Here is a 26,290-nt window from a genome sequence, read left to right as displayed (position 1 = left end):
AATGACCGACAACAGCATCAACAAAGCCTTCGAAGCCGAGTGCCGGGAACAGATCGCCCAGCAGGGTGACGACCAGAAACTGACTGGCCTGGCCCGTGATTTCTTCAACGAATCGGCCAAACACAAGTACAGCTATCACTTCTCGTGGATGGGCCGCCCGATCATCCAGCTGCCGCAGGACATGATGGCAATGCAGGAGATCATCTGGCAGGTCAAGCCGGATCTGGTCATCGAGTGCGGCATCGCCCACGGCGGTTCGATCATCTATTACGCCTCTCTGCTGGAACTGCAAGGTCACGGCGAAGTGCTGGGCATCGACCTCGACATCCGCCCGCACAACCGTGAAGCGATCGAAAGCCACCCGATGGCCAAGCGCATCAAGATGATCGAAGGTTCGAGCATCGACCCGGCCATCGCCGCTCAGGTGCAGGCTGCGGCCAAGGGCAAGAAGGTCATTCTGGTCCTCGACTCCAACCACACCCACGACCACGTGCTCGAAGAGCTGCGCCTGTATGCGCCGCTGGTCTCGGTCGACAGCTACTGCGTGGTGATGGACACCGTGGTTGAAGACATGCCGGCCGATTTCTTCCCGGATCGCCCGTGGGGCCCGGGCGACAACCCGAAAACCGCGGTGTGGAAATACCTGGAAGAGAACAAGGATTTCGAGATCGACCAGCAGTTGCAGAACAAGCTGCTGATCACCGTGGCGCCGGACGGCTATCTGCGTCGCGTTCGTTAATTCGCACCATCACCAAAGCGTTATCTCGGCGAGTCGCCGGTTGTGGAGAGAAGTTATGCAAGGCAAGTACAGTTCTGAACTGGCGCTACCGCTCAACGAGCTGTTGACCGTGGTGCTGATTACTCACAATCGGCCGGCGTTCCTGCGCCGGGCGGTGAAGTATTACAGCAGCTTGCCCTGCCGGATCATGGTGCTCGACTCGACGGTCGAGCGGCCTGAAGGGGATTTTTCCGCCGTCGATTATCACCATGTGCCGCAGTTCGCCTACTGGGGCATGCAGGCCAAACTGGCTTATGGTGTGGAGCAGCTGACCACGCCGTATATGGTGCTGGCGGCCGACGATGACTTCATCCTGCACGATTCGCTGGCCGAGTCCGTGAACTTCCTGCAGGCGAATCAGGACTACGGCATGTGCCACGGCTATTGCCTGATGTACCTGTCTCTGGCCCACGGCGTGAACTACTACCGGCGTGACAAGAAAGTCCAGGAAGACTATTCGTCCGAGCGGGCTCAGGATCGGGTCATCGATTACATGAGTCAGTACATCCCGCCGTTCTACGCGGTGACCCGTACTGACCTGATGAAAAACTGGCATTCGGCGTTGCCACCGGGTACCAATTTCCAGTGGCAGGAAATCGGTCACGTCTATTACCTGCTGGCCAGTGCCAAGGCACGCATCCTGCCGATGCCTTATGTGGTACGCGAGATCAACTACGGTGTCTCCGAGCACAATACCGATGTGTATCACTCGCTGACGTACGCCGACGGCAAATCGGTTGCCGAGCGAGAAGCCTTTGCCGAGTTTCTTGCCTCCCTGCCTACCGCCATTCAAGGGCTCGATGCCGAGCAGCGCAAGGCGTTTGCCCTGCAGAGTTTCGAGGCCATGGCCGACAGCTTGAAGACTGGGCGCGCGCTGACTGCAGAACTGATTTTCGAATCCACCTGGAATCAGAACCTCAGGCATCCGGATCGTCGTTTTGGTCCGTTGCAGTACGTCGAGATGCCGTTTTACAACCAGCCGTTCTTCGATCGTCTGGAACAGTTCGAATTCATGCTGCACGCCATGCCCGCCGGCCGTATGCAACTGGAAGGGCTTGAGGGGATATGGACGCGTCAGGCGCACCTGCTGCAGGCGCGTAACAACGATACGCCGGAAAGTGTGGTCGACCGTTTGTGGCAGGCGCACGACCTCAATGCTTTCAACCAGACAGTCGTCAAACGCCTTGCCGCGCATCTGAATGACATGGGTGAAGACGAAGCCGCCGGGTCGGTGAACGAGTGGATTGCTCGGCTTGAAACCCTGGTGATTGAAGACCATCAGGCAGTCTTCGACAACATGAAATCCGGTCGCCTGCTGCAGTGGCTGGCCGCGCGTGAGCCGTCGGCGCAACAGGTCGAGTCGATCACTCGACATCTGTCAGCCCATGACGTTGGTCCGCAGTTCGGCATCTTCCTGCTGGATCTGGATGACCAGATCGACAAGGTGCAGGTCTCGCTCGACAGTCTGCTCGAGGGGCACTGCAAAGCGTTCAGGATTGTGGTGTTCACCACGGGCGAGCCGCCGGTGGCGACCACCGCGCAAAATACCCTGCACTTCGTGCGCGTTACCCAGAGCAACTACGTCGACAAGTTGAATCAGAGTGCTCAGCAGTCAGCGTGCGACTGGTTGTTGCTGGCGCAGGCGGGCGACGAGTTCACCGCCGGCGGCCTGTTGCGGGCGAGTCTGGAACTGATGTCTGCCGCGGGTGTGCGCGCCGTCGCCACCGATGAAATCCAGCGCAAGGAAAACGGTGCACTGGTCGACGTCTTCCGCCCGGGCTTCAATCTGGACCTGCTGCAAAGCGTTCCAGCGCTGATGGCGCGTCATTGGTTGATTCGCCGCGAAGTGTTGCTCGAAGCCGGTGGCTATCAGGCCGACTTCAGCAAGGCACTGGAGCTGGATCTGCTGCTGCGCATCATCGAACAGGGCGGCATTGGCGGCCTGGCGCATCTCGACGAGCCACTGCTGATCACCCAGGCCTCGGTACTGGAAGAGAATGCCCACGAACGTCAGGCGCTGCTGCGTCACCTGGGCAATCGTGGTTACAAGGCCAGGGTCACCTCGGCGACGCCCGGTACCTATCAGATTGATTACCGTCACGCCGAACAGCCGCTGGTGTCGATCATTGTGCCGGCCATCGACGACCTGGCGGCACTGCGTCGCTGCCTGGAAGGCGTGTTGCTCAGAACCCGTTACAGCCGTTATGAAGTGCTGATTGCGGCGAATCCGAATCAGTCGGCCGAGGTCAATGACTGGCTGGGCACGCTGCGTAACCCTAAAGTCAATGTGCTGCGTGCCGATCAGCCGCTCGGCGAGACGGCGTTGTACAACGCCGCCAGCGAGCAGGCGCAGGGTGAGTATCTGGTGCTGTTGGCCGCTGACAGCGAAATCGTCAATCCGAACTGGATCGACTCGTTGCTCAATCACGCGCAGCGTCCGGAAGTGGCTATCGTCGGTGCCAAACTCGTCGATCGTGACGGCAAGATCGCTCATGCTGGCTTGATTGTTGGTCTGAACGATGGCGTGGGCTCGCCTTTCATCGGTGAAAAACATTCCGCTGAAGGCTACATGCAACGCCTGGCGGTCGAGCAGAATTATTCCGCGGTGTCGAAAGTGTGCCTGATGATCCGCAAAGAACTGTTCAACGCACTGGGCGGTCTGGACGAAGTGACGTTCGCCGATGGCTTCAGCGATGTCGATCTGTGCCTCAAGGCCGGTGAGGCGGGTTACCTCATTGTGTGGACGCCGCTGGTGCAGGTTGTGCATCCGGGCCTCTTGCCGCAAGCGCCATCAGCCCTGGCTGCTTTGCGTGAGAAGTGGGGCGGCGCCTTTGCGCAGGACAGTGCCTACAACGCCAACCTGTCCCTCATCGGCAAAGGTTTTACCTTGGGTGAAAGCACGCCGGTCAACTGGTCGCAGTTACTCGCTTGAGTCCGTCGGACAAGGAACAGGAATCAGCACATGTTCAACGGTAAATCGATCTTCATCTCTGGCGGCACCGGCTCGTTCGGGCGCAAATTCATCGCCCGTCTGCTTGAGCAATACCAGCCCAAGCGCGTGGTGGTGTTCTCCCGCGATGAACTCAAACAATACGAAATGCAGCAGACGTTCAACGCGCCGTGCATGCGCTACTTTCTCGGTGACGTGCGCGACGCCGACCGGCTGCGGCAGGCCATGCGCGGCATCGACTACGTGGTGCACGCGGCGGCGCTCAAGCAGGTGCCGGCGGCGGAGTACAACCCGACCGAGTGCATCCGCACCAACGTCAATGGCGCGGAGAACATCATTGCCGCCGCCATCGACAACGGCGTGAAGAAAGTCGTCGCGCTGTCCACCGACAAAGCGGCCAGCCCGATCAATCTGTACGGCGCGACCAAGCTGCTGTCGGACAAGCTGTTCGTCGCCGCCAACAACATTGCCGGTGAGCAACAAACGCGTTTTGCCGTGGTGCGCTACGGCAACGTGGCGGGCTCGCGGGGTTCGGTGGTGCCGTTCTTCAGCAAGCTGATTGCCGACGGTGCGCAGGAGCTGCCGATCACCGACGAGCGCATGACCCGCTTCTGGATCACCCTCGATCACGGCGTGCAGTTTGTCCTCGACAGCTTTGCGCGGATGCACGGCGGCGAAGTGTTCGTGCCGAAGATCCCGTCGATCCGCATCGTCGATCTGGCGCGGGGCATGGCCGAGCATCTGCCGCACAAGAACGTCGGTATTCGTCCCGGGGAAAAACTGCATGAGCTGATGGTGCCGCTGGACGATGCGCGGATGACCCTGGAATTCGAAGACCACTACACCATCCAGCCTTCCATCCGCTTTACCAGCGTCGATGTCGATTTCTCCATCGACAAGCTTGGCGAACATGGGCGGCCGGTGAGTGAGGATTTCGAATACCGCTCCGACACCAATCCGCACTACCTCTCGGTCGGGCAGATCGCCGAGCTGCACGCGAAGTTGTCGGCATGATTCCCTACGGTCGGCAGAGCGTTGATCAGGCGGACATCAATGCCGTGGTCGAGGTTTTGCAATCGGACTGGCTGACTCAAGGCCCGACCATCGAGCGTTTCGAGCAGGCGATGGCTGCACGCTGCCAGGCGGACTTCGCGGTGGCGGTGTGCAACGCCACCGCGGCGCTGCACATCGCCTGTCTCGCTGCCGGCCTGGGCCCGGGCGACCGTTTGTGGACCACGCCGAACACTTTTCTGGCCTCAGCCAACTGCGGGCGCTATTGCGGCGCCGAGGTGGATTTCGTCGACATCGATCCGCTGACCTGGAACCTCGATGCTTATGCTCTCGCCGCGAAGCTCGATCAGGCCGAGCAGGACGGCACACTGCCGAAAGTGTTGGTGGCGGTGGCGTTCTCCGGGCAGAGCTGCGACCTGCGCAAGATTGCCGAACTGGCCGAGCGCTACAACTTCACGGTGATCGAAGACGCCTCGCACGCGGTGGGCGCCAGCTACGCCGGGCGCCCGGTGGGGTGCGGGGAATTTGCGGCGATGACCGTGTTCAGTTTCCACCCGGTGAAAATCATCACCAGCGCTGAAGGTGGCATGGTCCTGACCAATCGCCCGCAACTGGCCGAGCGTCTGCAACGCCTGCGCAGCCACGGCATGACCCGCGATCCGCAGCAGATGAGCGAACCCAGCCACGGCCCGTGGTATTACCAGCAGATCGAGCTGGGCTTCAATTACCGGATCACCGATTTGCAAGCGGCGCTGGGTCTGTCGCAACTGGCCAAACTGGACGGGTTCATCGCCCGTCGCCGCGAACTGGCGGCGCGTTACGACCGGTTGCTGGCCTACCTGCCACTGACCTTGCCCAGCGCGCAGCCGGAGGCGGAATCGGCGTGGCACCTGTACGTGGTGCGCTTGCAGACCGAACGCATCGGCCTGACCCATCGTCAGGTGTTCGAAGGCTTGCGTGCCGCCGGCATCGGCGTGAACCTGCACTATATTCCTGTGCATTTGCAGCCGTACTATCGCGACCTGGGTTTTGCCGAAGGTGACTTCCCCGAAGCCGAGCGTTATTACGCCGAGGCGATCAGCCTGCCGCTGTATCCGTTGCTCACTGACGAGCAGCAGGATCATGTGGTCGAGCAATTGCGCCGGCTGACCGAATAAACCCCGCTGCGGCGGCGAATGAGACTGTGCAATGCGTGATCTGAGTGAGCAGGAAAAATTCTGGCAGGGCGATTTCGGCAACCAGTACGTCGATCGCAATGTCGGTCAGCCACTGGTCGCGGCCAACCTGGCGTTGTTCGCCAAGGCCCTGAGCCGCGCCGGGCGCATCGACAGTGTGGTTGAGCTGGGCACCAATGCCGGCAACAACCTGCAGGCGCTGCGTCAACTGCTGCCGCACAGTGAATTGTTCGGCGTCGAGATCAATGAAAGCGCCTGTGCGCAGGCGCGGGCACTGGGCATCGCGCAGATCTGGCACGGCTCGCTGTTCGACTTTCCCCGCGAGCGCAGTTACGACCTGACCCTGAGCAAAGGCGTGCTGATCCATCTGGCGCCGGAGCTGCTGCCGACCGCCTATGCGCAGTTGTATGCGTTGAGTCAGCGCTACATCCTGATCGCCGAGTACTACAACCCGGCGCCGGTGGAAGTGTCCTATCGCGGCAACAGCGGCAAGTTGTTCAAGCGCGATTTCGCCGGGGAAATGCTTGATCGTTATGCCGATCTGCAATTGCTCGATTACGGCTTTGGTTATCACCGTGACCCGCAGTTCCCGGTGGACGACATCACCTGGTTCCTGCTGGAAAAACGTCCTTGAACAGCGTCGCAATCATCCCGGCCCGTGGTGGCAGCAAGCGCATCCCGCGCAAGAATCTGCTGGCGTTCGACGGCGTGCCGATGATTGTCCGCTCGATCCGTACGGCGCTCGACAGTGGCTTGTTCGAACAGGTCGTGGTCAGTACCGATGACGCGGAAATTGCCGAGCTGGCGCTGGCCCACGGTGCGCAAGTGCCGTTCCTGCGCCCTGCTGAACTGGCGGATGATTTCACCGGCACCGCTGCGGTGATCGTGCATGCCTTGCAGCAACTGCCCGCGTTCGATTACGCCTGCTGCGTGTACGCCACGGCGCCGTTGTTGCAGGCGCGTTTTTTGCGCGAGGGATTCGAGTTGCTGCAGCAGCACCCGGACAAAGCCTTTGCGTTCTCCGTGTGCAGCTTTGGTTTCCCGGTGCAGCGTGCGCTGACGCTGGACGGGCAGGGCGCATTGACCGCGTTGTACCCGGAATTTCGCAACACCCGCTCGCAGGATCTGCCTGAAGCTTTTCAGGACGCCGGCCAGTTTTACTGGGGCCGTCGCGAGGCGTGGCTGCGCGGTGACGTGTTGTATTCACCCGCGAGCCTGCCGGTGCTTCTGCCGCGGCATCTGGTGCAGGACATCGACACGCTGCAAGACTGGAAACGCGCCGAATACCTCTACGCCGCGCTCAAGGCCGGCGGAGAACTGCAATGAGAGTGCTGATCCGCGCTGACGCTTCGCCGACCATCGGCAGTGGCCACATCGCCCGTTGCCTGACGCTGGCGCGGGTGCTGCGCCAGCAAGGCAGTCATGTCGCGTTTGCCTGTCGGCGGTTGCCCGGGCATCGGCTCGATGTCTTGGCTGCCGAAGGTTTCGAGACCTTCGCCTTGCCGGACTTCTACCCCGACGAAGACCCGCAGCAAGCCATCGAATCGATGCTGCCGTGGCAGGCAGACATCGAGGCGCTGGACGCCTTGCTGGCAGGTCACGCCGCATTCGACTGGATCATCGCCGACCACTACGGCCTCGATCATCACTGGCAAGCCGCTGCCCGTCGTTGGGCGCCACGGATTGCGGCGGTGGACGATCTCGCCACCCGCCGTTACAGCGTTGATCTGCTGCTCAATCAGAACCTGTCCGGTCTCAGCGCAAACTATGCGCCGCTGCTGCCCGAAGACTGCCGCACCTTGCTCGGTCCGCGCTACGCCATGCTGCGCGAGGAGTTCGTCTGCCCGGCCATTGCGATCAAGCCCAAGGCGCGCCGGGTGCTGGTGAATTTCGGTGGTTTCGATGCGGCGATGCAGACCCATCACGCGATGTTGGCGCTGAAGGACTTCACCGAACTGGAAGTGGATTTCGTCGCCGGTGCAGACAACCCGGCGTGGGCGCAAATGCAGGCACTGGCCGCAACACGGCCGCATTGGCGCCTGCACAGTTTCGTCAGCGATTTCCAGCAGCGCATGACCGCGGCCGATCTGTTTATCGGCGCGGGTGGCGGCACCAGTTGGGAGCGTGCAGCCCTCGGCCTGCCGACGATCTGCATCGCGGTATCGAACAACCAGAAAGCCAACGGCGAAGTCATGGCAGCGGCGGGGGCGCATGTGTTCATGGGCGCCCGCGAGCAGGTCAGCGTCGAACAACTGCGCGACGCCATCGGTTTTGTCGTCGACAATTTCTATCTGCGCCTGAGTCTGGCCGAGCGTTCACGGCAACTGGTCGATGGGCGCGGTGCGTTGCGCGTGGCGGCGGCGCTGGCCGGTGCAGTGCTCAAGCTGCGCCTGGCGACTCTGGATGACGCGCAATTGCTGTTCGACGGGCGCAATGCCGAGGCTGTGCGGCGGTGGTCATTGGACACGGCTGCAATCGAATGGCCGCAGCACCTGAACTGGCTGACGGCGAGCCTGCGCAACCCGCAGCGTCTGCTGTTGATTGCCGAGGCCGATGACGGCCCGGTCGGCGTCTTGCGTTATGACTTGCGTGGATTCGAGGTTGAAGTGTCGCTGTATCTGCTGCGCGGGCGTTTTGGTCTGGGCTGGGGCAGGGCGCTGCTGGCGCGAGGTGAGGCGTTCGTCCGCGAGCACTGGCCGCAGATGACCGCCATTACCGCTCAGGTGCTGCCGGGCAATCGTCCGTCTTTGAATGTGTTTCGTGACGCCGGATTCACCCAGAGTGCCTGCGCGTTCACCAAGGTTTTGAAGGATCACCGCGATGAGTAGTTTCAAGATTGGCGAGCGTCTGATCGGTGCCGATGCGCCGCCGTTCATCATTGCCGAGATGAGCGGCAACCATAACCAGTCGCTGGAGCTGGCGCTGCAGATTGTCGAAGCCGCCGCCAAGGCTGGGGCGCATGCCTTGAAGCTGCAGACTTACACCGCGCAGACCATGACCCTGGATCTGGCCGAGGGCGAGTTTTTCATCAAGGACCCGAATAGCCTGTGGGCGGGTACTTCGCTGTACGACCTGTATGAGAAGGCCCACACCCCGTGGGAGTGGCATGCGCCGATTTTCGCTCGGGCCAAAGAACTGGGCATGCTCGCGTTCTCGACGCCGTTCGATGACACGGCGGTGGACTTTCTCGAAAGCCTCGACGTGCCGGCGTACAAGATCGCCAGTTTCGAAAACACCGATCTGCCGTTGATCCGCCGTGTGGCCGCGACCGGCAAACCGCTGATCATCTCCACCGGCATGGCCAGCATCGCCGAACTCGACGAAACCGTGCGCGCTGCCCGCGAGGCGGGGTGCAAGGATCTGGTGCTGCTCAAGTGCACCAGCACTTACCCGGCGACCCCGCTCAACAGCAACGTGCGCACGATCCCGCATCTGCGTGAACTGTTCGGTTGCGAGGTGGGTCTGTCCGATCACTCCATGGGCGTGGGTGTGTCCGTGGCCGCCGTGGCACTCGGGGCAACGGTGGTGGAAAAACACTTTACCCTCGACCGTTCGGCAGGTGGCGTCGACGCCAGTTTCTCGCTGGAACCTGCGGAGCTGGCCAGTCTGGTGGTGGAAACCGAACGCGCCTGGCAAGCCATGGGCCAGGTGCATTACGGCGTCACCGAGGCCGAGCGCAAGTCGCTGGTCTATCGCCGCTCGCTGTACGTCACTGCCGACATGGCCGCCGGTGAAGCCTTTTCCGGGGACAATCTGCGCGCCATTCGCCCTGGTCTCGGTCTGCCGCCCAAGCACACCGATGCCGTCCTCGGTCGCCGCGCTCGTCAGGCGATCAAACGCGGCACGCCGCTGGACTGGTCGTTGGTCGAATAACCCGATCTGCCACCGATTCGGCAAAATAGCGTGACCTGCGAGTCATAACGCGCATCTTCACTGTATTGTATTGACCGGGGAGATGGCGCCTGGCCGTGTAATCGGTTCCAGTGATAGCCCTTTGCGCTCCCCGTGGCTGCCCTTTGTGGCGGCCGTTTTCTGTTTGTCGGCGCCCCTCGAATCCTTGCGAGCGGTGGTTTTGGGCTGTTTTTTATTGGGAAGCCGTAATGATTGGCATAAAAAGCATTGCGAGCTACGTTCCTGTAGCCGGCGTGGACAATTACGCACAAGGTGCAAAATTCGAGAAGGATGAAGAATTCATCCTCGGTAAAATCGGTTCGGCCTTCCTGCCGCGCAAAGGCGCTGAACAGGAAACCTCCGATCTGTGCGTGGAAGCGGCCAATGCGCTGTTTGCCAGCAACCCTGAATTGAAACGTGAATCGATCGACGCGCTGATCGTCGTCACCCAGAACGGTGACGAAGAAGGTCTGCCGCACACCGCTGCGATCGTCCAGGACAAGCTCGGTCTGCCGACAAATGTTGCGGCGTTCGACATTTCCCTGGGCTGCTCCGGTTACGTCTACGGCATTTACGCGATCAAGGGCTTCATGGAAGCCGCCGGCCTGAAGAACGGCCTGCTGATCACCGCTGACCCGTATTCGAAAATCGTCGACCCGGAAGACCGCAACACCACCATGCTCTTCGGCGATGCCGCCACGGCGACCTGGATGGGCGAAGACCCGGCCTGGGCGCTGGGCAAGGCCAAGTTCGGTACCGACGGTTCCGGCGCGCCACACCTGAAAGTCACTGATGGCGTGTTCTTCATGAACGGCCGTCAGGTGTTCAACTTCGCACTGCTCAAAGTCCCGGCGCACTTGCACGAATTGCTCGACGACTCCGGCCTCAAGGCTGATGACATCGACGCCTTCTGCATTCACCAGGGCAGTGCGGCGATTGTCGATGCGGTGGCGCGGCGTTTCGAAGGTGAACCGGAGAAGTTCATCAAGGATATGGTCGAGACCGGCAATACCGTGTCGTCGAGCATCCCGCTGCTGCTGGAAAAACACGTACTCGATTCCGACTGGCAGCGCATTGCCCTGAGCGGTTTCGGTGTCGGTCTGTCGTGGGGCTCGGCGATCATCTATCGTCCTTGAGTCGGTCAAAAACGGCGGATACAAAAATAGCGTTCAAGGTTACCCTTGAACGCTATTTTTTTGCCTGAAGGGAGCGCGAGCCGGCATGAGCGAGTTTTTCCAAGCCAACGCCGAGATTATCCAGCAGCGCTGGCCGGCGTTGTTCGAGCGGCTGATGGCTGAAGACGGTTCAGCGGTTCAAGCCGAGCTGGTGCAGGGTTTGGGCTCGACGCTCAGTGTCAATGGCATTCAACTGACCAGTCGCCACGACCGCGTCCACGAAGCCCGCATCCAGGCTGCCAGTCTGGCGGATAAGCCGCAGTTGCATGTTTATGGCACCGGTCTCGGTGATCTGCCATCGGTGCTGCTGGAGCGCGCCGGGCTTGAGCGGTTGTACGTGCATATTCTCAATGGCGCGTTGTTCGCCCTGGTGCTGCAACTGCTCGATCAGCGCCAATGGCTGGAAGATCCGCGCGTGCAGCTGTTCTATGCCGGTGATCTGTCAGACATCTGCACACCGTTTTTCGCCTTGCCGGCGGAGATGCTGCTGGCTGATGACTTCAACGCGAAGATCCGCGATCGGCTGGTCAGCGAAGTGCACTTGAGCTTCAACAATCGTGAATTCGATCCACATTTGCCGTTCATTCAGCAGCGTCTGCAAGACTGTTTGCCGGTGTTGCTGGGCGATGATGATGTGGCGCAGTTGTTCGGGACGGCCAGTGGCCGGGAAATCTATGTGATTGGCACCGGGCCGACGCTCGAAGGACATTTTCAGCGTCTGGCGGCGGTGCGCGCGCAGGCTGAACGTCCGGTGTTGATGTGTGTGGATACCGCTTACCGGCCATTGCGTGAGCACGGGATCGTCCCGGATCTGGTGGTCACCATTGATCAGCGCATCAGCTTCCGGCATCTGCCGTTCGAGGACTCCGCTGGCATCCCGCTGGTGTATCTGCCCATGAGCGATCCTGCGGTGCTGACCGCGTGGAAGGGCAAACGCTACGGCGGTTACTCGGCCAGTCCGGTGTACGCCGCGTTGCGCGAGCAATATCCGCGCGGGCAACTGCATGTCGGTGGCAGCGTGATTCATCCGGCGGTGGATCTGGCGGTGAAGATGGGTGCATCGCGCATTACCCTGTTCGGCGCCGACTTCGCCTTCCCGATGAACAAGACCCATGCCGGCTGGAATGACGGTGATCTGGGGCCGGGGGTCGATCAGGCGCGGCACTGGGTACAGGACGGCCATGGCCAGCGGGTCAGCACCCAGCTGAACTTTCGCGGCTATCTGTGTGTGCTGGAGCGCTATATCGCCGCGCATCCGCAGGTGCAGTTCTTCAACAGCAGTCGGGCAGGCGCGCTGATCGCCGGGACACAGTTCAATCAGGAGTTTGTGCAATGACGACGATTGAGCAGTGCGTCGACGAGTGCCGTCAGTGCGCCGGGTTGTTTCGTCTGGGGCGTGACGTTGAGGCGGCGCTGGATATGGTCGAGGTGTTCGAGGGGGCGCAGCAGTTGCTGATGTCCGCGCCGGCGACGGTACAACAGGACTGGGCCTTGGTACTCACGCAGATGCTCGACCGTCAGGAGCGTCAGGACTGGTTGGGCCTGGCTGACTGGATGGAGTACGAGTTGATCGAAGTGTTGCAAAAAGCACGATCGTCAAACTGACCGACCGCACTGGCCCGCGGCTTTGCGTGCGGGTCGGTTTTATGGCGTCATTTTTTCGCAGGTGGGGGGCGCTAAGCCCTTGTTTTCTCGGGGGTGGCAGGGTGATGGCAAATTTTTTTCAAAAAGCCCTCAAGCAACCTGCCAACCCGACGATAACTATTACGAAGGTTCTCTAGGCCATTCCAGGCGGTTGCCAGGGCCGGAAGCCGCAGTACCCAACCAACGAGGAATTCGTCATGGCTTTAACAGTAAACACCAACACCACGTCGCTGAACGTTCAAAAGAACCTGAACCGCGCTTCCGACGCTCTGTCGACTTCGATGCAGCGCCTGTCTTCCGGCCTGAAAATCAACAGCGCTAAAGACGACGCTGCTGGCCTGCAGATCTCGAACCGTATGTCTTCGCAGATCCGTGGTAACACCCAAGCCATCCAGAACGCCAACGACGGTATCTCCGTTGCTCAGACCGCTGAAGGCGCTCTGCAAGCGACTACCGACATTCTGCAGCGTATGCGTGAACTGGCTGTTAAAGCACGTAACGGCACCAACGGCACTGCTGACCAGACCGCTACCAACGCTGAATTCGCTCAGATGTCTGACGAAATCACCCGTATCTCGGCATCGACCAACCTGAACGGCAAAAACCTGCTGGACGGTTCGGCTGGTACTGTGACCCTGCAAGTTGGCGCAAACACTGGTTCGGCTAACCACATCGACCTGGTACTGAGCTCCAAGTTCGACGCCGTCAGCCTGTCGGTTGGTAGCGGTACTCTGTCCCTGACTGGTGCTACCGTAACTGGCGCTTCGCAGAACATCGACAACGCGATCACCGCAATCGACGCCGCTATCGCTGCAATCGGTGCAACTCGTGCCAGCCTGGGTGCTTCGCAAAACCGTCTGACCAGCACCATCCAGAACTTGCAGAACATCACCGAGAACACCACTGCTGCACAAGGTCGCGTACAAGATACCGACTTCGCCGCAGAGACTGCTAACCTGACCAAGCAGCAAACCCTGCAACAGGCTTCGACCTCTGTTCTGGCTCAAGCCAACCAACTGCCTTCCGCTGTACTGAAGCTGCTTCAGTAATTCGGAATGAGTTTGGGCGGGAGGGTGCGCTGGTCGCGCTCTCTCGCTTTTTTACGTTAGGAGGTGATGAGCATGGACATGAGCGTAAAGCTTAACGTGTCTTATCCGGCTCCCAAGCCAGCGACGCCTGTTGCTGATAAGCCGTCCGAGACGCCAAAAGTTGCACCGGCCGACGCTCCGGTCGCTGACAAGAAAAGTCAGCAAACGGATGACGCCAAGTTGAAACTGGCCGTGCAAGAGATCGAGAAGTTCGTTCAATCGATCAAGCGTAACCTGGAGTTCTCGATCGACGAGCACTCTGGCAAGGTCATCGTCAAGGTGATCGCAAGCGAGACGGGTGAGGTCGTACGCCAGATCCCCTCCGCAGAAGCACTCAAGCTCGCAGACAGCCTCGCCAACGCAAGCCATGTGTTGTTCGACGCCAAAGTCTGATAGCTGGCATGAATAGTGTTTGTCTTTCTTGAATGACGCCTGGATGGGTCAAAAGTCTGGCAACAATCTGAAGGGAGATGCACATGGCAAGTCCAATTCTACCGGGTTCCGGACTGGGTTCCGGCCTGGACATCGGCGCGATCGTGACCGCGCTGGTCAACGCCGACAAGTCGCCGAAGCAGACGCAGATCGATTCCGCGACCAAGACCAATACCCTGAAGATTTCCGGTGTCGGCACGTTGAAGAGTGCGCTGACCGCGTACCAGACGGCGATGACCAACCTGGGCAGCAAGACCAACCCGGCATTTGCCGGCTTCACGGCGACCTCGAGCAACACAGCGATTCTCGGCGCCACCTCCGATAACACCGCGGTGTCGGGGACTTACAACGTTGTTGTCAACCAATTGGCCACTGGCTCGAAAGTTGCCAGCGCTTCTTTCGCCGGCGGTGCTGCCAGTGCCATTCCGAGTGGTACCCTGAAAATCAGTCAGAATGGCACTGATTACAATGTCACGATTCCGGCCAATGCGACCTTGCAGAGCACCCGTGACGCGATTAACACGGCTCAGGGCGCCAATGGCATTTCTGCCAACATCGTGACCGATAGCAGCGGCGCTTCGCGTCTGGTGATCAGCTCGAACAAGACGGGCGCAGGTTCCGACCTGTCTGTCAGCGGGATTGCCGGTCTGGAGATCGACGGTACTCAGCCGATGGGTACCAATCCGGCGGCAGGCGCCTCTGGCAACGTCAACGGTCCTGCACAAGATGCCATGGTGACCATCGACGGCCTGCAGGTTTCCAGCAAGAGCAACACGGTCAGTGGTGCAATCAGCGGCTTGACTCTGAATCTGACCGCAGTCAGCCCAGTCGTTGGTAGCGTTGCCACGCCGACCGTTGTCAGCGTCGATACCAACACCAAAGGGCTGCAGGCTTCGGTTCAGGCGTTTGTTGACGCCTACAACACCCTGAAGACCACCATCGACACCCTGTCCAAGGCAACACCGGACGCCGATGGCAAACTGACGGTGCAGGCCGCTTTCACCGGTGACTCGTTGCCGCGCTCGCTGATCTCCGACATCCGTGGCCAGTTGACTGCTCCTGGTGCTGGTGCAGATGGTGCTTTGTCCTACCTGTCGGAGATCGGTGTGATGACCGATCGTCTCACCGGTAACCTGACGTTCGATACTGCTGCGTTCACCAAAACCATGAGTCAGCCTGGCAAGGCTGGTCAGGTTCAGCAGATGTTCACCGGGACCAATGACACCAACGGTCTGCTGGCGCGCATGAGCAAGGCGGTGGACCCGTATCTGAAAGCTTCTCCGGATGGTAAAACCACCACGGGTTTGCTTGATCAGCGTATGACCATTTTGAACAACAACACGCGCAACCTTACTTCCCAGCAATTGGCGCTGGATCTGCGTGTGGCCAACCTGACCAAGACGTTGACTGCGAAATACAACGCCATGGACCTGCTGGTTGGGCAAATGAAGGCGACGGCCAGTAACATCACGTCGTTCTTCAGCTCGCTGAACGCTCAGCAATCCGCGAAGTAACCCGCAAGAACGACAAAAACCCGGCTACGCTTTATCGGCGTGCGCCGGGTTTTTGTCTTTTGATCTAAAGTTCTGTGATTCGTTGGCGATACACTGGTTATACGAGTCATTGTGGCAATGAGGTAGAACATGAACCCAATGTTAGCCCTTCGGCAATATCAGAAAGTCGGCGCGCACGCCCAGACCTCCGAGGCGAGCCCGCACCGTCTGGTACAAATGTTGATGGAAGGCGGGCTGGCCCGCATCGCTCAGGCCAAGGGTGCCATCGAGCGCAAGGACATTCCTGGCAAGTGCACCTCGATCAGCAAGGCCATTGGCATTGTCAGCGGTCTGCGCGAAGGTCTGGACCTGGAAAAGTGTGCCGATGAACTGGCCGATCTGGACGGGCTGTACATCTACATGATGAAGCGCCTCGCCGAGGCCAACATCAACAGCGATCCGCGCATTCTCGATGAGGTCGCCGGCTTGCTGAGCACGGTCAAAGAAGGCTGGGATGCCATCGCCCCCGAGCCTGCTCCGCAGTTTTGAAGGAGAGCACCATGAGTCTTGTATTGCAGCGAATCGCCGACACCCGTGAAGCGCTGGTCAGTGCGCTGGCCGAACGCAACTGGGAAGCCATTGGCGAGCTGGATCTGGCTTGCCGATCCTGCATGGAAGACGTCATGGTCGAGGCCTCGCTGGATGAGGAGGCCTTGCGCAATAACCTTGAGGAGCTGCTCCACGTCTACAAGGAGCTTCTGGAGGCGGCGATGGGTGAGCGGCAGGCGATAGCCAACGAGATGTCGCAGATCACCCAAGCGCAAAAGGCGGCAAAGGTTTACCATCTGTTTGGTTAATTAACCCCCAGTTAATCCAGACATGTGCGCCATAAATTTGACTGTGCACGGTTTTTTGACTTAACTAGTGGCTGTTTTCAGATTTCAGGCGTCTACAGGCACAAGGTGTCCTGCAAGCGTCTCGCTTGCCCCATTTTTCGGGCATTGAGTTGACTAGGGAAGTTGCTATTGCATGTGGCGTGAAACCAAAATTCTGCTGATCGATGACGATAGCGTCCGCCGCCGCGACCTGGCGGTGATTTTAAATTTTCTCGGCGAAGAAAATTTACCCTGCGGCAGCCATGACTGGCAGCAGGCTGTCGGCTCTTTGTCATCAAGTCGTGAAGTCATCTGTGTGCTGATCGGGACGGTAAATGCTCCGGGTGCGCTGTTGGGCTTGTTAAAGACACTCTCGACATGGGATGAGTTCCTTCCGGTTTTGCTGATGGGCGATAATTCTTCCGTCGACCTGCCGGAAGACCAGCGCCGCCGGGTGCTTTCGACGCTGGAAATGCCACCCAGCTACAGCAAGCTGCTCGACTCCCTGCACCGTGCCCAGGTCTATCGCGAGATGTACGACCAGGCCCGCGAGCGCGGCCGTCATCGCGAACCCAACTTGTTCCGCAGCCTCGTCGGCACCAGCCGCGCGATCCAGCACGTGCGTCAGATGATGCAGCAAGTGGCCGATACCGACGCCAGTGTGCTGATCCTCGGCGAGTCCGGCACCGGCAAGGAAGTGGTTGCGCGCAACCTGCATTACCACTCCAAGCGTCGCGACGCGCCATTCGTGCCAGTCAACTGCGGGGCGATCCCGGCCGAGCTGCTGGAAAGCGAACTGTTCGGCCACGAGAAGGGCGCCTTCACCGGCGCGATCACCAGCCGTGCCGGACGTTTCGAGCTGGCCAACGGCGGTACGCTGTTCCTCGATGAAATCGGCGACATGCCGCTGCCGATGCAGGTCAAACTGTTGCGCGTCCTGCAGGAGCGTACCTTCGAGCGTGTGGGCAGCAACAAGACCCAGAGCGTCGATGTGCGCATCATTGCCGCGACTCACAAGAACCTCGAAAGCATGATCGAGGTCGGCACCTTCCGCGAAGACCTCTACTATCGCCTGAATGTGTTCCCGATCGAGATGGCGCCGTTGCGTGAGCGCGTTGAAGACATCCCGCTGCTGATGAACGAACTGATCTCGCGCATGGAGCACGAAAAGCGCGGTTCGATCCGCTTCAACTCGGCAGCGATCATGTCGCTGTGCCGTCACGGCTGGCCGGGCAACGTCCGCGAGCTGGCCAACCTGGTGGAGCGCATGGCGATCATGCACCCGTACGGGGTCATCGGTGTGGTCGAGTTGCCGAAGAAATTCCGCTACGTCGATGATGAAGACGAGCAGATGGTCGACAGCCTGCGCAGCGATCTCGAAGAGCGCGTGGCGATCAACGGTCATACCCCGGACTTCACCGCCAACGCTTTGTTGCCGCCGGAAGGTCTGGACCTCAAAGACTACCTCGGTGGTCTGGAGCAGGGCCTGATCCAGCAGGCATTGGACGATGCCAATGGCATTGTGGCGCGTGCCGCCGAACGCCTGCGCATTCGTCGTACCACGCTGGTGGAGAAGATGCGCAAGTACGGCATGAGCCGGCGCGAAGGTGATGAACAGGCGGATGATTGACGCCTGTTTTTCAACGCCTTCATTTATAAGCAGTTTTTTTTAGGCACGGGTATTGCTACATCCCTCGCAACGTTCCGTTTAACTGACGGTCAGCCAAGCGAGAGAACACAATGCCCCACGCCCAGATGTCATCTGCCTCCAATGCCGAGGGGCAATCGTCGTCCGTAGAGCAGGCGAGCCGTCAGGGGCTTGAGCAGGCGTTCGCGCTGTTCAATCAGATGTCCAGTCAATTGACCGACTCCTACAGCATGCTTGAGGCCCGGGTCACCGAGCTCAAGGGCGAGTTGGCCGTGGTCAGTGCCCAACGCATGCAGGAGCTGGCCGAAAAAGAACGTTTGGCCAACCGCCTGCAAAACCTCCTGGATCTGTTGCCCGGTGGTGTCATCGTCATTGACGGCCACGGCATGGTTCGCGAAGCCAATCCGGCGGCTATCGAGTTGTTGGGGTTGCCTTTGGACGGCGAGTTGTGGCGCCACGTGATCGCCCGATGCTTCGCCCCGCGCGAGGATGATGGTCATGAAATCTCGCTGAAAAACGGTCGGCGACTGTCGATTGCCACCCGCTCGCTGGATGCCGAGCCGGGGCAGTTGGTGCTGCTCAACGACCTGACAGAAACCCGCCACCTTCAAGATCAACTGGCGCGTCATGAGCGTCTGTCATCGCTGGGGCGCATGGTCGCCTCGCTGGCCCATCAGATCCGCACGCCGTTGTCTGCCGCTTTGCTCTACGCCAGTCATCTGACTGAGCAGGAATTGCCGGTCGCGACCCAGCAGCGCTTTGCCGGACGCCTCAAAGAGCGCCTGCATGAGCTGGAGCATCAGGTGCGTGACATGCTGGTGTTCGCCCGCGGCGAGTTGCCGTTGACTGACCGCATCACCCCCAATGCGTTGATGCAGACATTGCAGGCGGCAGCGTTGACCCATGTGCAGGACTTGCCTATTCGCTGGCAGTGCGACAGTCATGCCGGCGAATTGCTGTGCAACCGCGACACGCTGGTCGGGTCCCTTCTCAATCTGATCGAAAACGCGATTCAGGCCAGTGACGGCAACGTGCGCCTGAAAGTGCATTGCTACACCCGCGACAACAGCCTGCGCCTGTGCGTCAGCGACAGCGGCAGCGGTATAGATCCGGTGGTGCTCGAGCGTCTCGGCGAGCCATTTTTTACCACCAAAGTCACCGGCACCGGGCTCGGCCTGACCGTGGTCAAGGCTGTGGCCCGGGCACATCAGGGAGAATTGCGGCTGCGTTCGCGGGTCGGGCGCGGCACGTGCGCGCAGGTGATCCTGCCGCTGTTTTCCGCTGTACAGGGAGCTGAGTAAACGTCATGGGCATCAAGGTTTTGCTGGTCGAGGATGACCGCTCGTTGCGCGAAGCGCTGGCCGATACGCTGTTGCTGGCGGGCCACGACTACCAAGCCGTCGGCAGCGCCGAAGAGGCGTTGCAAGCGGTCGAGCGCGAAGCGTTCAGTCTGGTGGTCAGTGACGTCAACATGCCTGGCATGGACGGCCATCAACTGCTTGGACTGTTGCGCGCCCGGCGGCCGCAACTACCGGTGCTGCTGATGACCGCACACGGCGCGGTGGAGCGAGCGGTCGATGCGATGCGCCAGGGGGCGGCGGATTATCTGGTCAAGCCGTTCGAGCCCAAGGCTCTGCTGGACTTGGTTTCGCGGCATGCGCTGGGCTGTATCAGCGTGGCTGATAGCGACGGGCCGGTGGCGGTCGAGGCGGCCAGTGCGCAACTGCTCGACCTGGCGGCGCGGGTGGCGCGCAGCGATTCCACGGTATTGATCTCCGGCGAATCCGGCACCGGCAAGGAAGTGCTGGCGCGCTACATCCATCAGCAATCCCATCGTGCCAGTCAGCCGTTCATCGCGATCAACTGCGCGGCGATTCCCGACAACATGCTCGAGGCCACGCTGTTCGGTCACGAGAAGGGCTCATTCACCGGCGCCATCGCGGCGCAGCCTGGCAAGTTTGAACAAGCCGATGGCGGCACCCTTCTGCTCGACGAGATTTCCGAAATGCCCCTGGGCCTGCAAGCCAAGTTGCTGCGGGTACTGCAGGAGCGTGAAGTCGAGCGTGTCGGTGCGCGCAAGCCGATCGCGCTGGATATTCGCGTGGTCGCGACCACCAACCGCGATCTGGCCGGCGAAGTGGCGGCTGGACGCTTCCGTGAAGACCTTTTTTACCGTCTGTCGGTTTTCCCTCTGGCGTGGCGTCCACTTCGCGAGCGCACTGCCGATATCTTGCCGCTGGCCGAGCGGTTGCTGAACAAACACGTCAATAAAATGAAGCACGCGCCGGCGAAACTGTCGCCAGAAGCCCGGGCTTGCCTCACCGGTTATCCGTGGCCGGGCAATGTGCGTGAACTGGATAACGCCATTCAACGGGCGCTGATTCTGCAGCAGGGCGGTTTGATCCAGCCGCAGGATTTCTGCCTGACGGGCGCGGTGACGTTTGGTGCTGCGCCGTCCGTTGCGCCGGTGCAGCCGTTGGTGCGCGAGATCGAAGTCGAGACTGAATCCGCCGGTGCGCTGGGCGATGACCTGCGGCGCCGGGAGTTTCAGATGATCATCGATACCCTGCGCACCGAACGCGGCCGGCGCAAGGAAGCGGCGGAAAAGCTCGGTATCAGCCCGCGAACCCTGCGCTACAAGTTGGCGCAAATGCGCGATGCCGGGATGGACGTCGAAGGCTATCTGTTCGCCACGTGAGCGGTGGCGCAAAAGATTGAAAGTGCTTTTCTGAAAGGCTGCCCGATAGCTGGCACCCTTGTTGCTAATACCTGTGTACCCGCCGAGTGAGTGTCAAAAAATTGCGGGCCGCCCAAGAGAGTAGACCATGAGCCAAGGTATTGAATTTAATCGGTTGATGATGGACATGAAGGCCATGAAAATGGACGCCATGGCCACGCCGAAATCGACTGCCGCCGTCCCTGAACTGGCAGGCAGCAGCTTTTCCGACATGCTCGGTCAGGCCATCAACAAAGTCAGCGATACCCAGCAGGCTTCGACTCAGTTGGCCAACGCATTTGAAATCGGCAAGAGCGGCGTTGACCTGACCGACGTGATGATCGCCTCGCAGAAAGCCAGCGTGTCGTTCCAGGCTCTGACCCAGGTGCGCAACAAACTGGTTCAGGCTTATCAAGACATCATGCAGATGCCGGTTTAAGGACGAGATTGAGTCATGGCAGAAGCAGTCGCCGATAACGTTCCGGCCAAGGCCACCCCGATAGACGGCAAACCGCCGCTGTTCGGCCTGTCCTTCCTGGAAAACCTCTCCGAGATGACCATGCTGCGTCAGGTGGGCCTGTTGGTCGGCCTGGCTGCGAGCGTGGCGATTGGCTTTGCCGTGGTGCTGTGGTCGCAGCAGCCGGATTACCGTCCGTTGTACGGCAGCCTTGCCGGCATGGACGCCAAGCAGGTCATGGACACCCTGGCCTCCGCCGACATCCCTTACACCGTCGAGCCGAACTCCGGCGCCTTGCTGGTCAAGGCTGACGACCTGTCCCGTGCGCGGATGAAACTCGCGGCCGCTGGTGTCACTCCCAGCGACGGCAACATCGGTTTCGAAATCCTCGACAAGGAACAGGGTCTGGGCACCAGCCAGTTCATGGAAGCGACCCGTTACCGTCGCGGCCTCGAAGGCGAACTGGCGCGCACCATCTCCAGCCTGAACAACGTCAAGGGCGCCCGCGTGCACCTGGCGATTCCGAAGAGCTCGGTGTTCGTGCGTGATGAGCGCAAGCCAAGCGCTTCGGTTCTGGTCGAGTTGTACTCCGGACGTTCGCTGGAGCCGGGTCAGGTGGTGGCGATCATCAACCTGGTGGCGACTTCCGTGCCTGAACTGAGCAAATCGCAGATCACCGTCGTCGATCAGAAGGGCAATCTGCTCTCCGATCAGGCGGAGAACTCCGAAATGACCATGGCCGGCAAGCAGTTCGATTACAGCCGCCGCATGGAAAGCATGCTCACTCAGCGCGTGCACAACATTCTGCAGCCGGTACTGGGTAACGATCGCTACAAGGCTGAAGTCTCGGCCGACATCGATTTCAGTGCCGTCGAATCGACCGCCGAGCAGTTCAACCCGGACCAACCGGCGTTGCGCAGCGAGCAGTCGGTCAATGAACAGCGTACCGCCAGCAATGGCCCGCAAGGTGTCCCGGGGGCCCTGAGCAACCAGCCGCCGGCGCCGGCCTCGGCACCGCAAACCACCGGTGGCGCGCAGGGCTCTACCGGCATGATTCAGCCCGGTCAGCCACTGGTGGATGCCAACGGTCAGCAGATCATGGACCCGGCCACCGGCCAGCCAATGCTCGCACCATACCCGGCGGACAAGCGTCAACAATCCACCAAGAACTTCGAACTTGACCGTTCCATCAGCCACACCAAGCAGCAGCAGGGTCGCCTGAATCGTCTGTCGGTGTCGGTAGTGGTCGACGATCAGGTCAAGGTCAATGCGGCCAACGGGGAAACCACCCGCGCGCCATGGAGCGCCGATGAACTGGCGCGCTTCACCCGTCTGGTGCAGGACGCCGTTGGCTTCGATGCCAGCCGTGGCGACAGCGTCAGCGTGATCAACATGCCGTTTTCCGCCGAACGCGGTGAAGTGGTTGCCGATATTCCGTTCTACTCCCAGCCATGGTTCTGGGACATCGTCAAACAAGTGCTGGGTGTGTTGTTCATCCTGGTGCTGGTGTTTGGTGTGCTGCGTCCGGTGTTGAACAACATCACCGGTGGCGGCAAAGGCAAGGAGCTGGCCGGTCTGGGCAGCGACGTGGAACTCGGTGGCATGGGCGGCCTGGACGGCGACCTGGCCAACGACCGCGTGAGCCTCGGTGGTCCGCAGAGCATTCTGTTGCCGAGCCCGAGTGAGGGTTACGACGCACAACTGAATGCAATCAAGAGCTTGGTGGCCGAGGATCCGGGTCGCGTGGCTCAGGTCGTGAAAGAGTGGATTAACGCAGATGAGTGATAACCGAGCCGCAACTGTCAAACTGAACAAGGTCGACAAAGCTGCAATTCTGCTGCTGTCCCTGGGTTCGACCGATGCCGCGCAAGTGCTGCGCCACATGGGCCCGAAAGAGGTTCAGCGGGTGGGTGTGGCCATGGCTCAGATGGGCAACGTCCATCGCGAGCAGGTCGAGCAGGTCATGAGTGAGTTCGTCGACATCGTCGGCGACCAGACCAGCCTCGGCGTCGGTTCCGACGACTACGTGCGCAAAATGCTTACCCAGGCCTTGGGCGAAGACAAGGCCAACGGCCTGATCGACCGCATTCTGCTCGGTGGCAACACCAGCGGCCTCGACAGCCTGAAATGGATGGAGCCGCGCGCGGTTGCCGACGTGATCCGTTACGAACACCCGCAGATCCAGGCCATCGTCGTCGCGTACCTCGACCCGGATCAGGCCGGTGAAGTGCTCGGCAACTTTGACCACAAGGTGCGCCTGGACATCATCCTGCGCGTTTCGTCGCTGAACACCGTGCAACCGGCTGCGCTGAAAGAGCTGAACCAGATTCTCGAGAAGCAGTTCTCCGGCAACTCGAACGCCTCGCGCACCACCCTGGGTGGCATCAAGCGTGCGGCGGACATCATGAACTTCCTCGACAGCTCGATCGAAGGTCAGCTCATGGACTCGATCCGCGAAGTCGACGAAGACCTGTCCGGTCAGATCGAAGACCTCATGTTCGTGTTCAACAACCTCGCCGACGTCGACGACCGCGGCATCCAGGCGCTGTTGCGCGAAGTCTCCTCCGACGTGCTGGTGCTGGCCCTCAAGGGTTCGGACGAAGGCGTCAAGGAGAAGATCTTCAAGAACATGTCCAAACGTGCGGCCGAACTGTTGCGCGACGACCTCGAAGCCAAAGGCCCGGTGCGCGTCAGCGACGTGGAAACCGCGCAGAAAGAAATCCTCACCATTGCCCGTCGCATGGCCGAAGCCGGCGAAATCGTGCTCGGTGGCAAGGGCGGCGAGGAAATGATCTAAGCCCATGGACAAGCATGACGAGTCAGTGACGGATCTGATCCGCGCCCGCGATGTCCGTGGTTTCGAATCCTGGGCGCTGCCCAGCTTCGATCCGCCGAAACCGGAACCCGAGCCGGAGCCGGAGCCCGAACCGCCGGAAATGGAAGAAGTGCCGCTGGAGGAAGTCCAGCCACTGACCCTGGAAGAACTCGAAAGCATCCGTCAGGAGGCCTACAACGAGGGCTTTGGCATCGGTGAGAAGGAAGGTTTTCACAGCGCCACGCTCAAGGTGCGTCAGGAAGCCGAAGTGGCGTTGGCGGCAAAACTGGCCAGCCTCGAACAACTGATGACCCACCTGTTCGAGCCGATTGCCGAGCAAGACACGCAGATCGAAAAGTCGCTGGTCGACCTTGTGCAACACATCACCAGACAGGTGATCAAGCGCGAACTGGCGATCGATTCCAGCCAGATCGAACACGTCATGCGCGACGCGCTCAAGCTGCTGCCGTTGGGCGTGGACAACGTGCGTCTGTACGTCAATCCGCAGGACTTCGAACAGGCCAAGGCCTTGCGCGAACGCCATGAAGAAACCTGGCGTATCGTCGAGGACGAGTCGCTGATGCCCGGTGGTTGCCGGGTTGAAACCGCGCACAGCCGCATCGACGCGAGCATTGAAACCCGCATCACCCAGGTCATGGGCAAGCTGTTTGACCAGTTGCACGAACAGTCTCTGCACCCGGCTGCGCCGGATCTGACTCTGGACATTCCTGAAGAAAGCCCATCGGCGAATGCGCCGCAAGAGCCGCTCGCGGACATCCCCGATGCGCCTTGAACGCACCAGTTTCGCCAAGCGCCTCAGCACCTATGCCGACGCCACTGACATCGCTGGCGCGCCGATTCTTGAAGGCCGCCTGCTGCGCATGGTCGGCCTCACCCTCGAAGCCGAAGGCCTGCGCGCCGCCATGGGCACACGCTGCCTGGTGATCAATGACGACAGCTATCACCCGTCCCAGGTGGAAGCGGAAGTCATGGGGTTTTCCGGCAGCAAAGTCTTCCTGATGCCGGTCGGCAGCGTCGCCGGCATCGCCCCGGGCGCCCGTGTGGTGCCGCTGGCCGAAACCGGTCGCCTGCCGATGGGCATGAGCATGCTCGGTCGCGTACTCGACGGTGCCGGACGGGCGCTGGACGGCAAGGGCGGGATGAAGGCTGAAGACTGGGTGCCGATGGACGGCCCGACAATCAACCCGCTCAACCGCGACCCGATCCACGAACCTCTGGACGTCGGCATCCGTTGCATCAACGGTTTGCTGACGGTCGGGCGTGGTCAGCGTCTGGGTCTGTTCGCCGGTACCGGTGTCGGTAAATCGGTGCTGCTGGGCATGATGACCCGCTTCACCGAAGCCGACATTATCGTCGTCGGCCTGATCGGTGAGCGGGGCCGCGAAGTTAAAGAGTTCATCGAGCACATCCTCGGTGAAGAAGGCCTCAAGCGTTCGGTGGTCGTCGCCTCACCGGCGGACGATGCGCCGCTGATGCGTTTGCGCGCGGCCATGTACTGCACACGGATCGCCGAGTATTTCCGCGATAAGGGCAAGAACGTTTTGTTGCTGATGGATTCGCTGACCCGTTTCGCTCAGGCTCAGCGGGAAATCGCTCTGGCCATCGGCGAGCCGCCAGCGACCAAGGGTTATCCGCCCTCGGTGTTCGCCAAACTGCCGAAACTGGTGGAGCGCGCCGGTAATGCGGAGAAGGGCGGGGGTTCGATTACTGCGTTCTACACCGTGTTGTCCGAAGGCGATGACCAGCAGGACCCGATAGCCGACTCGGCGCGGGGCGTGCTCGACGGCCACATCGTGTTATCCCGGCGGCTGGCCGAGGAAGGGCACTATCCGGCCATCGACATCGAAGCGTCGATCAGCCGGGTGATGCCGGCGGTGGTTTCGGCGGAACACATGCAGCGTGCGCAGTACTTCAAACAGCTGTGGTCGCGCTATCAGCAGAGCCGCGATCTGATCAGCGTCGGCGCTTACGTCGCCGGTGGTGACCGCGAGACCGATCTGGCGATCAATCTGCAGCCGCAACTGACCCGCTACCAGCGGCAGGGGCTGAACGACAAGATCAACATGGGCGAGAGCCAGGCCTATCTGGAAACCCTGTTCGCACCTGCGGCGGGCGGGTAAC

General features: G+C 60.6%; 24 protein-coding genes. All 24 read left to right on the top strand.

What is annotated here, in order from left to right; translation table 11 throughout:
- Position 1 precedes the first annotated feature (1 nt).
- The 24 genes from AB1J88_RS13045 to fliI all read left to right on the top strand — a co-directional run bounded on the left by AB1J88_RS13045 (position 2) and on the right by fliI (position 26,289).
- Positions 2-739 (top strand): cephalosporin hydroxylase family protein, encoded by a 738-nt coding sequence (locus tag AB1J88_RS13045; RefSeq protein ID WP_430291220.1) that lies wholly within the window; start codon positions 2-4, stop codon positions 737-739.
- A gap of 55 nt (positions 740-794) precedes the next feature.
- Positions 795-3,710, top strand: coding sequence for a glycosyltransferase family 2 protein (locus AB1J88_RS13040; RefSeq protein ID WP_430291219.1), 2,916 nt, complete (start codon positions 795-797; stop codon positions 3,708-3,710).
- A 30-nt stretch (positions 3,711-3,740) separates the two neighbouring features.
- Positions 3,741-4,742: a UDP-N-acetylglucosamine 4,6-dehydratase (inverting) gene (pseB, locus tag AB1J88_RS13035; protein WP_027614222.1), complete on the top strand. Its 1,002-nt coding sequence runs from the start codon at positions 3,741-3,743 to the stop codon at positions 4,740-4,742.
- Complete coding sequence (pseC, locus tag AB1J88_RS13030; RefSeq protein WP_430291218.1) at positions 4,739-5,896, top strand: UDP-4-amino-4,6-dideoxy-N-acetyl-beta-L-altrosamine transaminase; 1,158 nt, start codon at positions 4,739-4,741, stop codon at positions 5,894-5,896. The genes pseB and pseC overlap by 4 nt, the downstream gene beginning before the upstream one ends.
- A gap of 31 nt (positions 5,897-5,927) precedes the next feature.
- Positions 5,928-6,548, top strand: coding sequence for a pseudaminic acid biosynthesis-associated methylase (locus AB1J88_RS13025; RefSeq protein WP_041073020.1), 621 nt, complete (start codon positions 5,928-5,930; stop codon positions 6,546-6,548).
- On the top strand, positions 6,545-7,240 hold the full coding sequence (pseF, locus tag AB1J88_RS13020) for a pseudaminic acid cytidylyltransferase (protein WP_430291217.1): 696 nt from the start codon (positions 6,545-6,547) through the stop codon (positions 7,238-7,240). The genes AB1J88_RS13025 and pseF overlap by 4 nt, the downstream gene beginning before the upstream one ends.
- Positions 7,237-8,742, top strand: a complete 1,506-nt coding sequence (pseG, locus tag AB1J88_RS13015; protein ID WP_430291216.1) for a UDP-2,4-diacetamido-2,4,6-trideoxy-beta-L-altropyranose hydrolase — start codon at positions 7,237-7,239, stop codon at positions 8,740-8,742. The genes pseF and pseG overlap by 4 nt, the downstream gene beginning before the upstream one ends.
- On the top strand, positions 8,735-9,787 hold the full coding sequence (gene pseI, locus AB1J88_RS13010; protein WP_047292515.1) for a pseudaminic acid synthase: 1,053 nt from the start codon (positions 8,735-8,737) through the stop codon (positions 9,785-9,787). Before pseG ends, pseI begins: the two co-directional genes overlap by 8 nt.
- 227 nt (positions 9,788-10,014) lie before the next feature.
- Complete coding sequence (locus tag AB1J88_RS13005; protein ID WP_145593072.1) at positions 10,015-10,941, top strand: ketoacyl-ACP synthase III; 927 nt, start codon at positions 10,015-10,017, stop codon at positions 10,939-10,941.
- Positions 10,942-11,026: 85 nt separating this feature from the next.
- Complete coding sequence (locus AB1J88_RS13000; protein ID WP_430291215.1) at positions 11,027-12,316, top strand: motility associated factor glycosyltransferase family protein; 1,290 nt, start codon at positions 11,027-11,029, stop codon at positions 12,314-12,316.
- Positions 12,313-12,585 (top strand): hypothetical protein, encoded by a 273-nt coding sequence (locus AB1J88_RS12995; RefSeq protein WP_430291214.1) that lies wholly within the window; start codon positions 12,313-12,315, stop codon positions 12,583-12,585. Before AB1J88_RS13000 ends, AB1J88_RS12995 begins: the two co-directional genes overlap by 4 nt.
- A gap of 236 nt (positions 12,586-12,821) precedes the next feature.
- Positions 12,822-13,673: a flagellin domain-containing protein gene (locus AB1J88_RS12990; protein ID WP_007920059.1), complete on the top strand. Its 852-nt coding sequence runs from the start codon at positions 12,822-12,824 to the stop codon at positions 13,671-13,673.
- Between the two features lie 72 nt (positions 13,674-13,745).
- On the top strand, positions 13,746-14,105 hold the full coding sequence (locus tag AB1J88_RS12985) for a flagellar protein FlaG (RefSeq protein ID WP_041073007.1): 360 nt from the start codon (positions 13,746-13,748) through the stop codon (positions 14,103-14,105).
- Between the two features lie 83 nt (positions 14,106-14,188).
- A complete protein-coding gene (gene fliD, locus AB1J88_RS12980) occupies positions 14,189-15,658 on the top strand; it encodes a flagellar filament capping protein FliD (protein WP_222015807.1) in 1,470 nt (489 codons plus the stop codon).
- 129 nt (positions 15,659-15,787) lie between these two features.
- On the top strand, positions 15,788-16,186 hold the full coding sequence (gene fliS, locus AB1J88_RS12975) for a flagellar export chaperone FliS (RefSeq protein ID WP_027614233.1): 399 nt from the start codon (positions 15,788-15,790) through the stop codon (positions 16,184-16,186).
- Between the two features lie 11 nt (positions 16,187-16,197).
- On the top strand, positions 16,198-16,494 hold the full coding sequence (locus AB1J88_RS12970; protein ID WP_041073003.1) for a hypothetical protein: 297 nt from the start codon (positions 16,198-16,200) through the stop codon (positions 16,492-16,494).
- Between the two features lie 172 nt (positions 16,495-16,666).
- The gene (locus AB1J88_RS12965; RefSeq protein ID WP_041073001.1) at positions 16,667-18,142 is read left to right on the top strand and encodes a sigma-54 dependent transcriptional regulator; all 1,476 of its coding nucleotides are present in this window, start codon (positions 16,667-16,669) and stop codon (positions 18,140-18,142) included.
- Between the two features lie 125 nt (positions 18,143-18,267).
- Positions 18,268-19,461: a sensor histidine kinase gene (locus AB1J88_RS12960; protein ID WP_430292691.1), complete on the top strand. Its 1,194-nt coding sequence runs from the start codon at positions 18,268-18,270 to the stop codon at positions 19,459-19,461.
- Positions 19,462-19,466: 5 nt separating this feature from the next.
- Complete coding sequence (locus AB1J88_RS12955) at positions 19,467-20,858, top strand: sigma-54-dependent transcriptional regulator (RefSeq protein ID WP_430291213.1); 1,392 nt, start codon at positions 19,467-19,469, stop codon at positions 20,856-20,858.
- A gap of 127 nt (positions 20,859-20,985) precedes the next feature.
- Entirely contained in the window at positions 20,986-21,315 is a 330-nt protein-coding gene (fliE, locus tag AB1J88_RS12950) for a flagellar hook-basal body complex protein FliE (RefSeq protein ID WP_003222869.1), read from the top strand.
- A 15-nt stretch (positions 21,316-21,330) separates the two neighbouring features.
- Positions 21,331-23,118, top strand: coding sequence for a flagellar basal-body MS-ring/collar protein FliF (gene fliF / locus AB1J88_RS12945; RefSeq protein WP_027614236.1), 1,788 nt, complete (start codon positions 21,331-21,333; stop codon positions 23,116-23,118).
- Positions 23,111-24,130: a flagellar motor switch protein FliG gene (gene fliG, locus AB1J88_RS12940; RefSeq protein WP_007920042.1), complete on the top strand. Its 1,020-nt coding sequence runs from the start codon at positions 23,111-23,113 to the stop codon at positions 24,128-24,130. Before fliF ends, fliG begins: the two co-directional genes overlap by 8 nt.
- A gap of 4 nt (positions 24,131-24,134) precedes the next feature.
- Positions 24,135-24,941 (top strand): flagellar assembly protein FliH, encoded by an 807-nt coding sequence (gene fliH, locus AB1J88_RS12935; protein ID WP_430291212.1) that lies wholly within the window; start codon positions 24,135-24,137, stop codon positions 24,939-24,941.
- A complete protein-coding gene (gene fliI / locus AB1J88_RS12930) occupies positions 24,931-26,289 on the top strand; it encodes a flagellar protein export ATPase FliI (protein ID WP_047292537.1) in 1,359 nt (452 codons plus the stop codon). The genes fliH and fliI overlap by 11 nt, the downstream gene beginning before the upstream one ends.
- Position 26,290: the final 1 nt, after the last annotated feature.

The organism is Pseudomonas sp. S8, assembly GCF_050473925.1.
Classification (GTDB): domain Bacteria; phylum Pseudomonadota; class Gammaproteobacteria; order Pseudomonadales; family Pseudomonadaceae; genus Aquipseudomonas; species Aquipseudomonas parakoreensis.
Note: the sequence above shows the minus strand (reverse complement) of the source record. Positions and strands in the feature narration are given on the sequence as shown.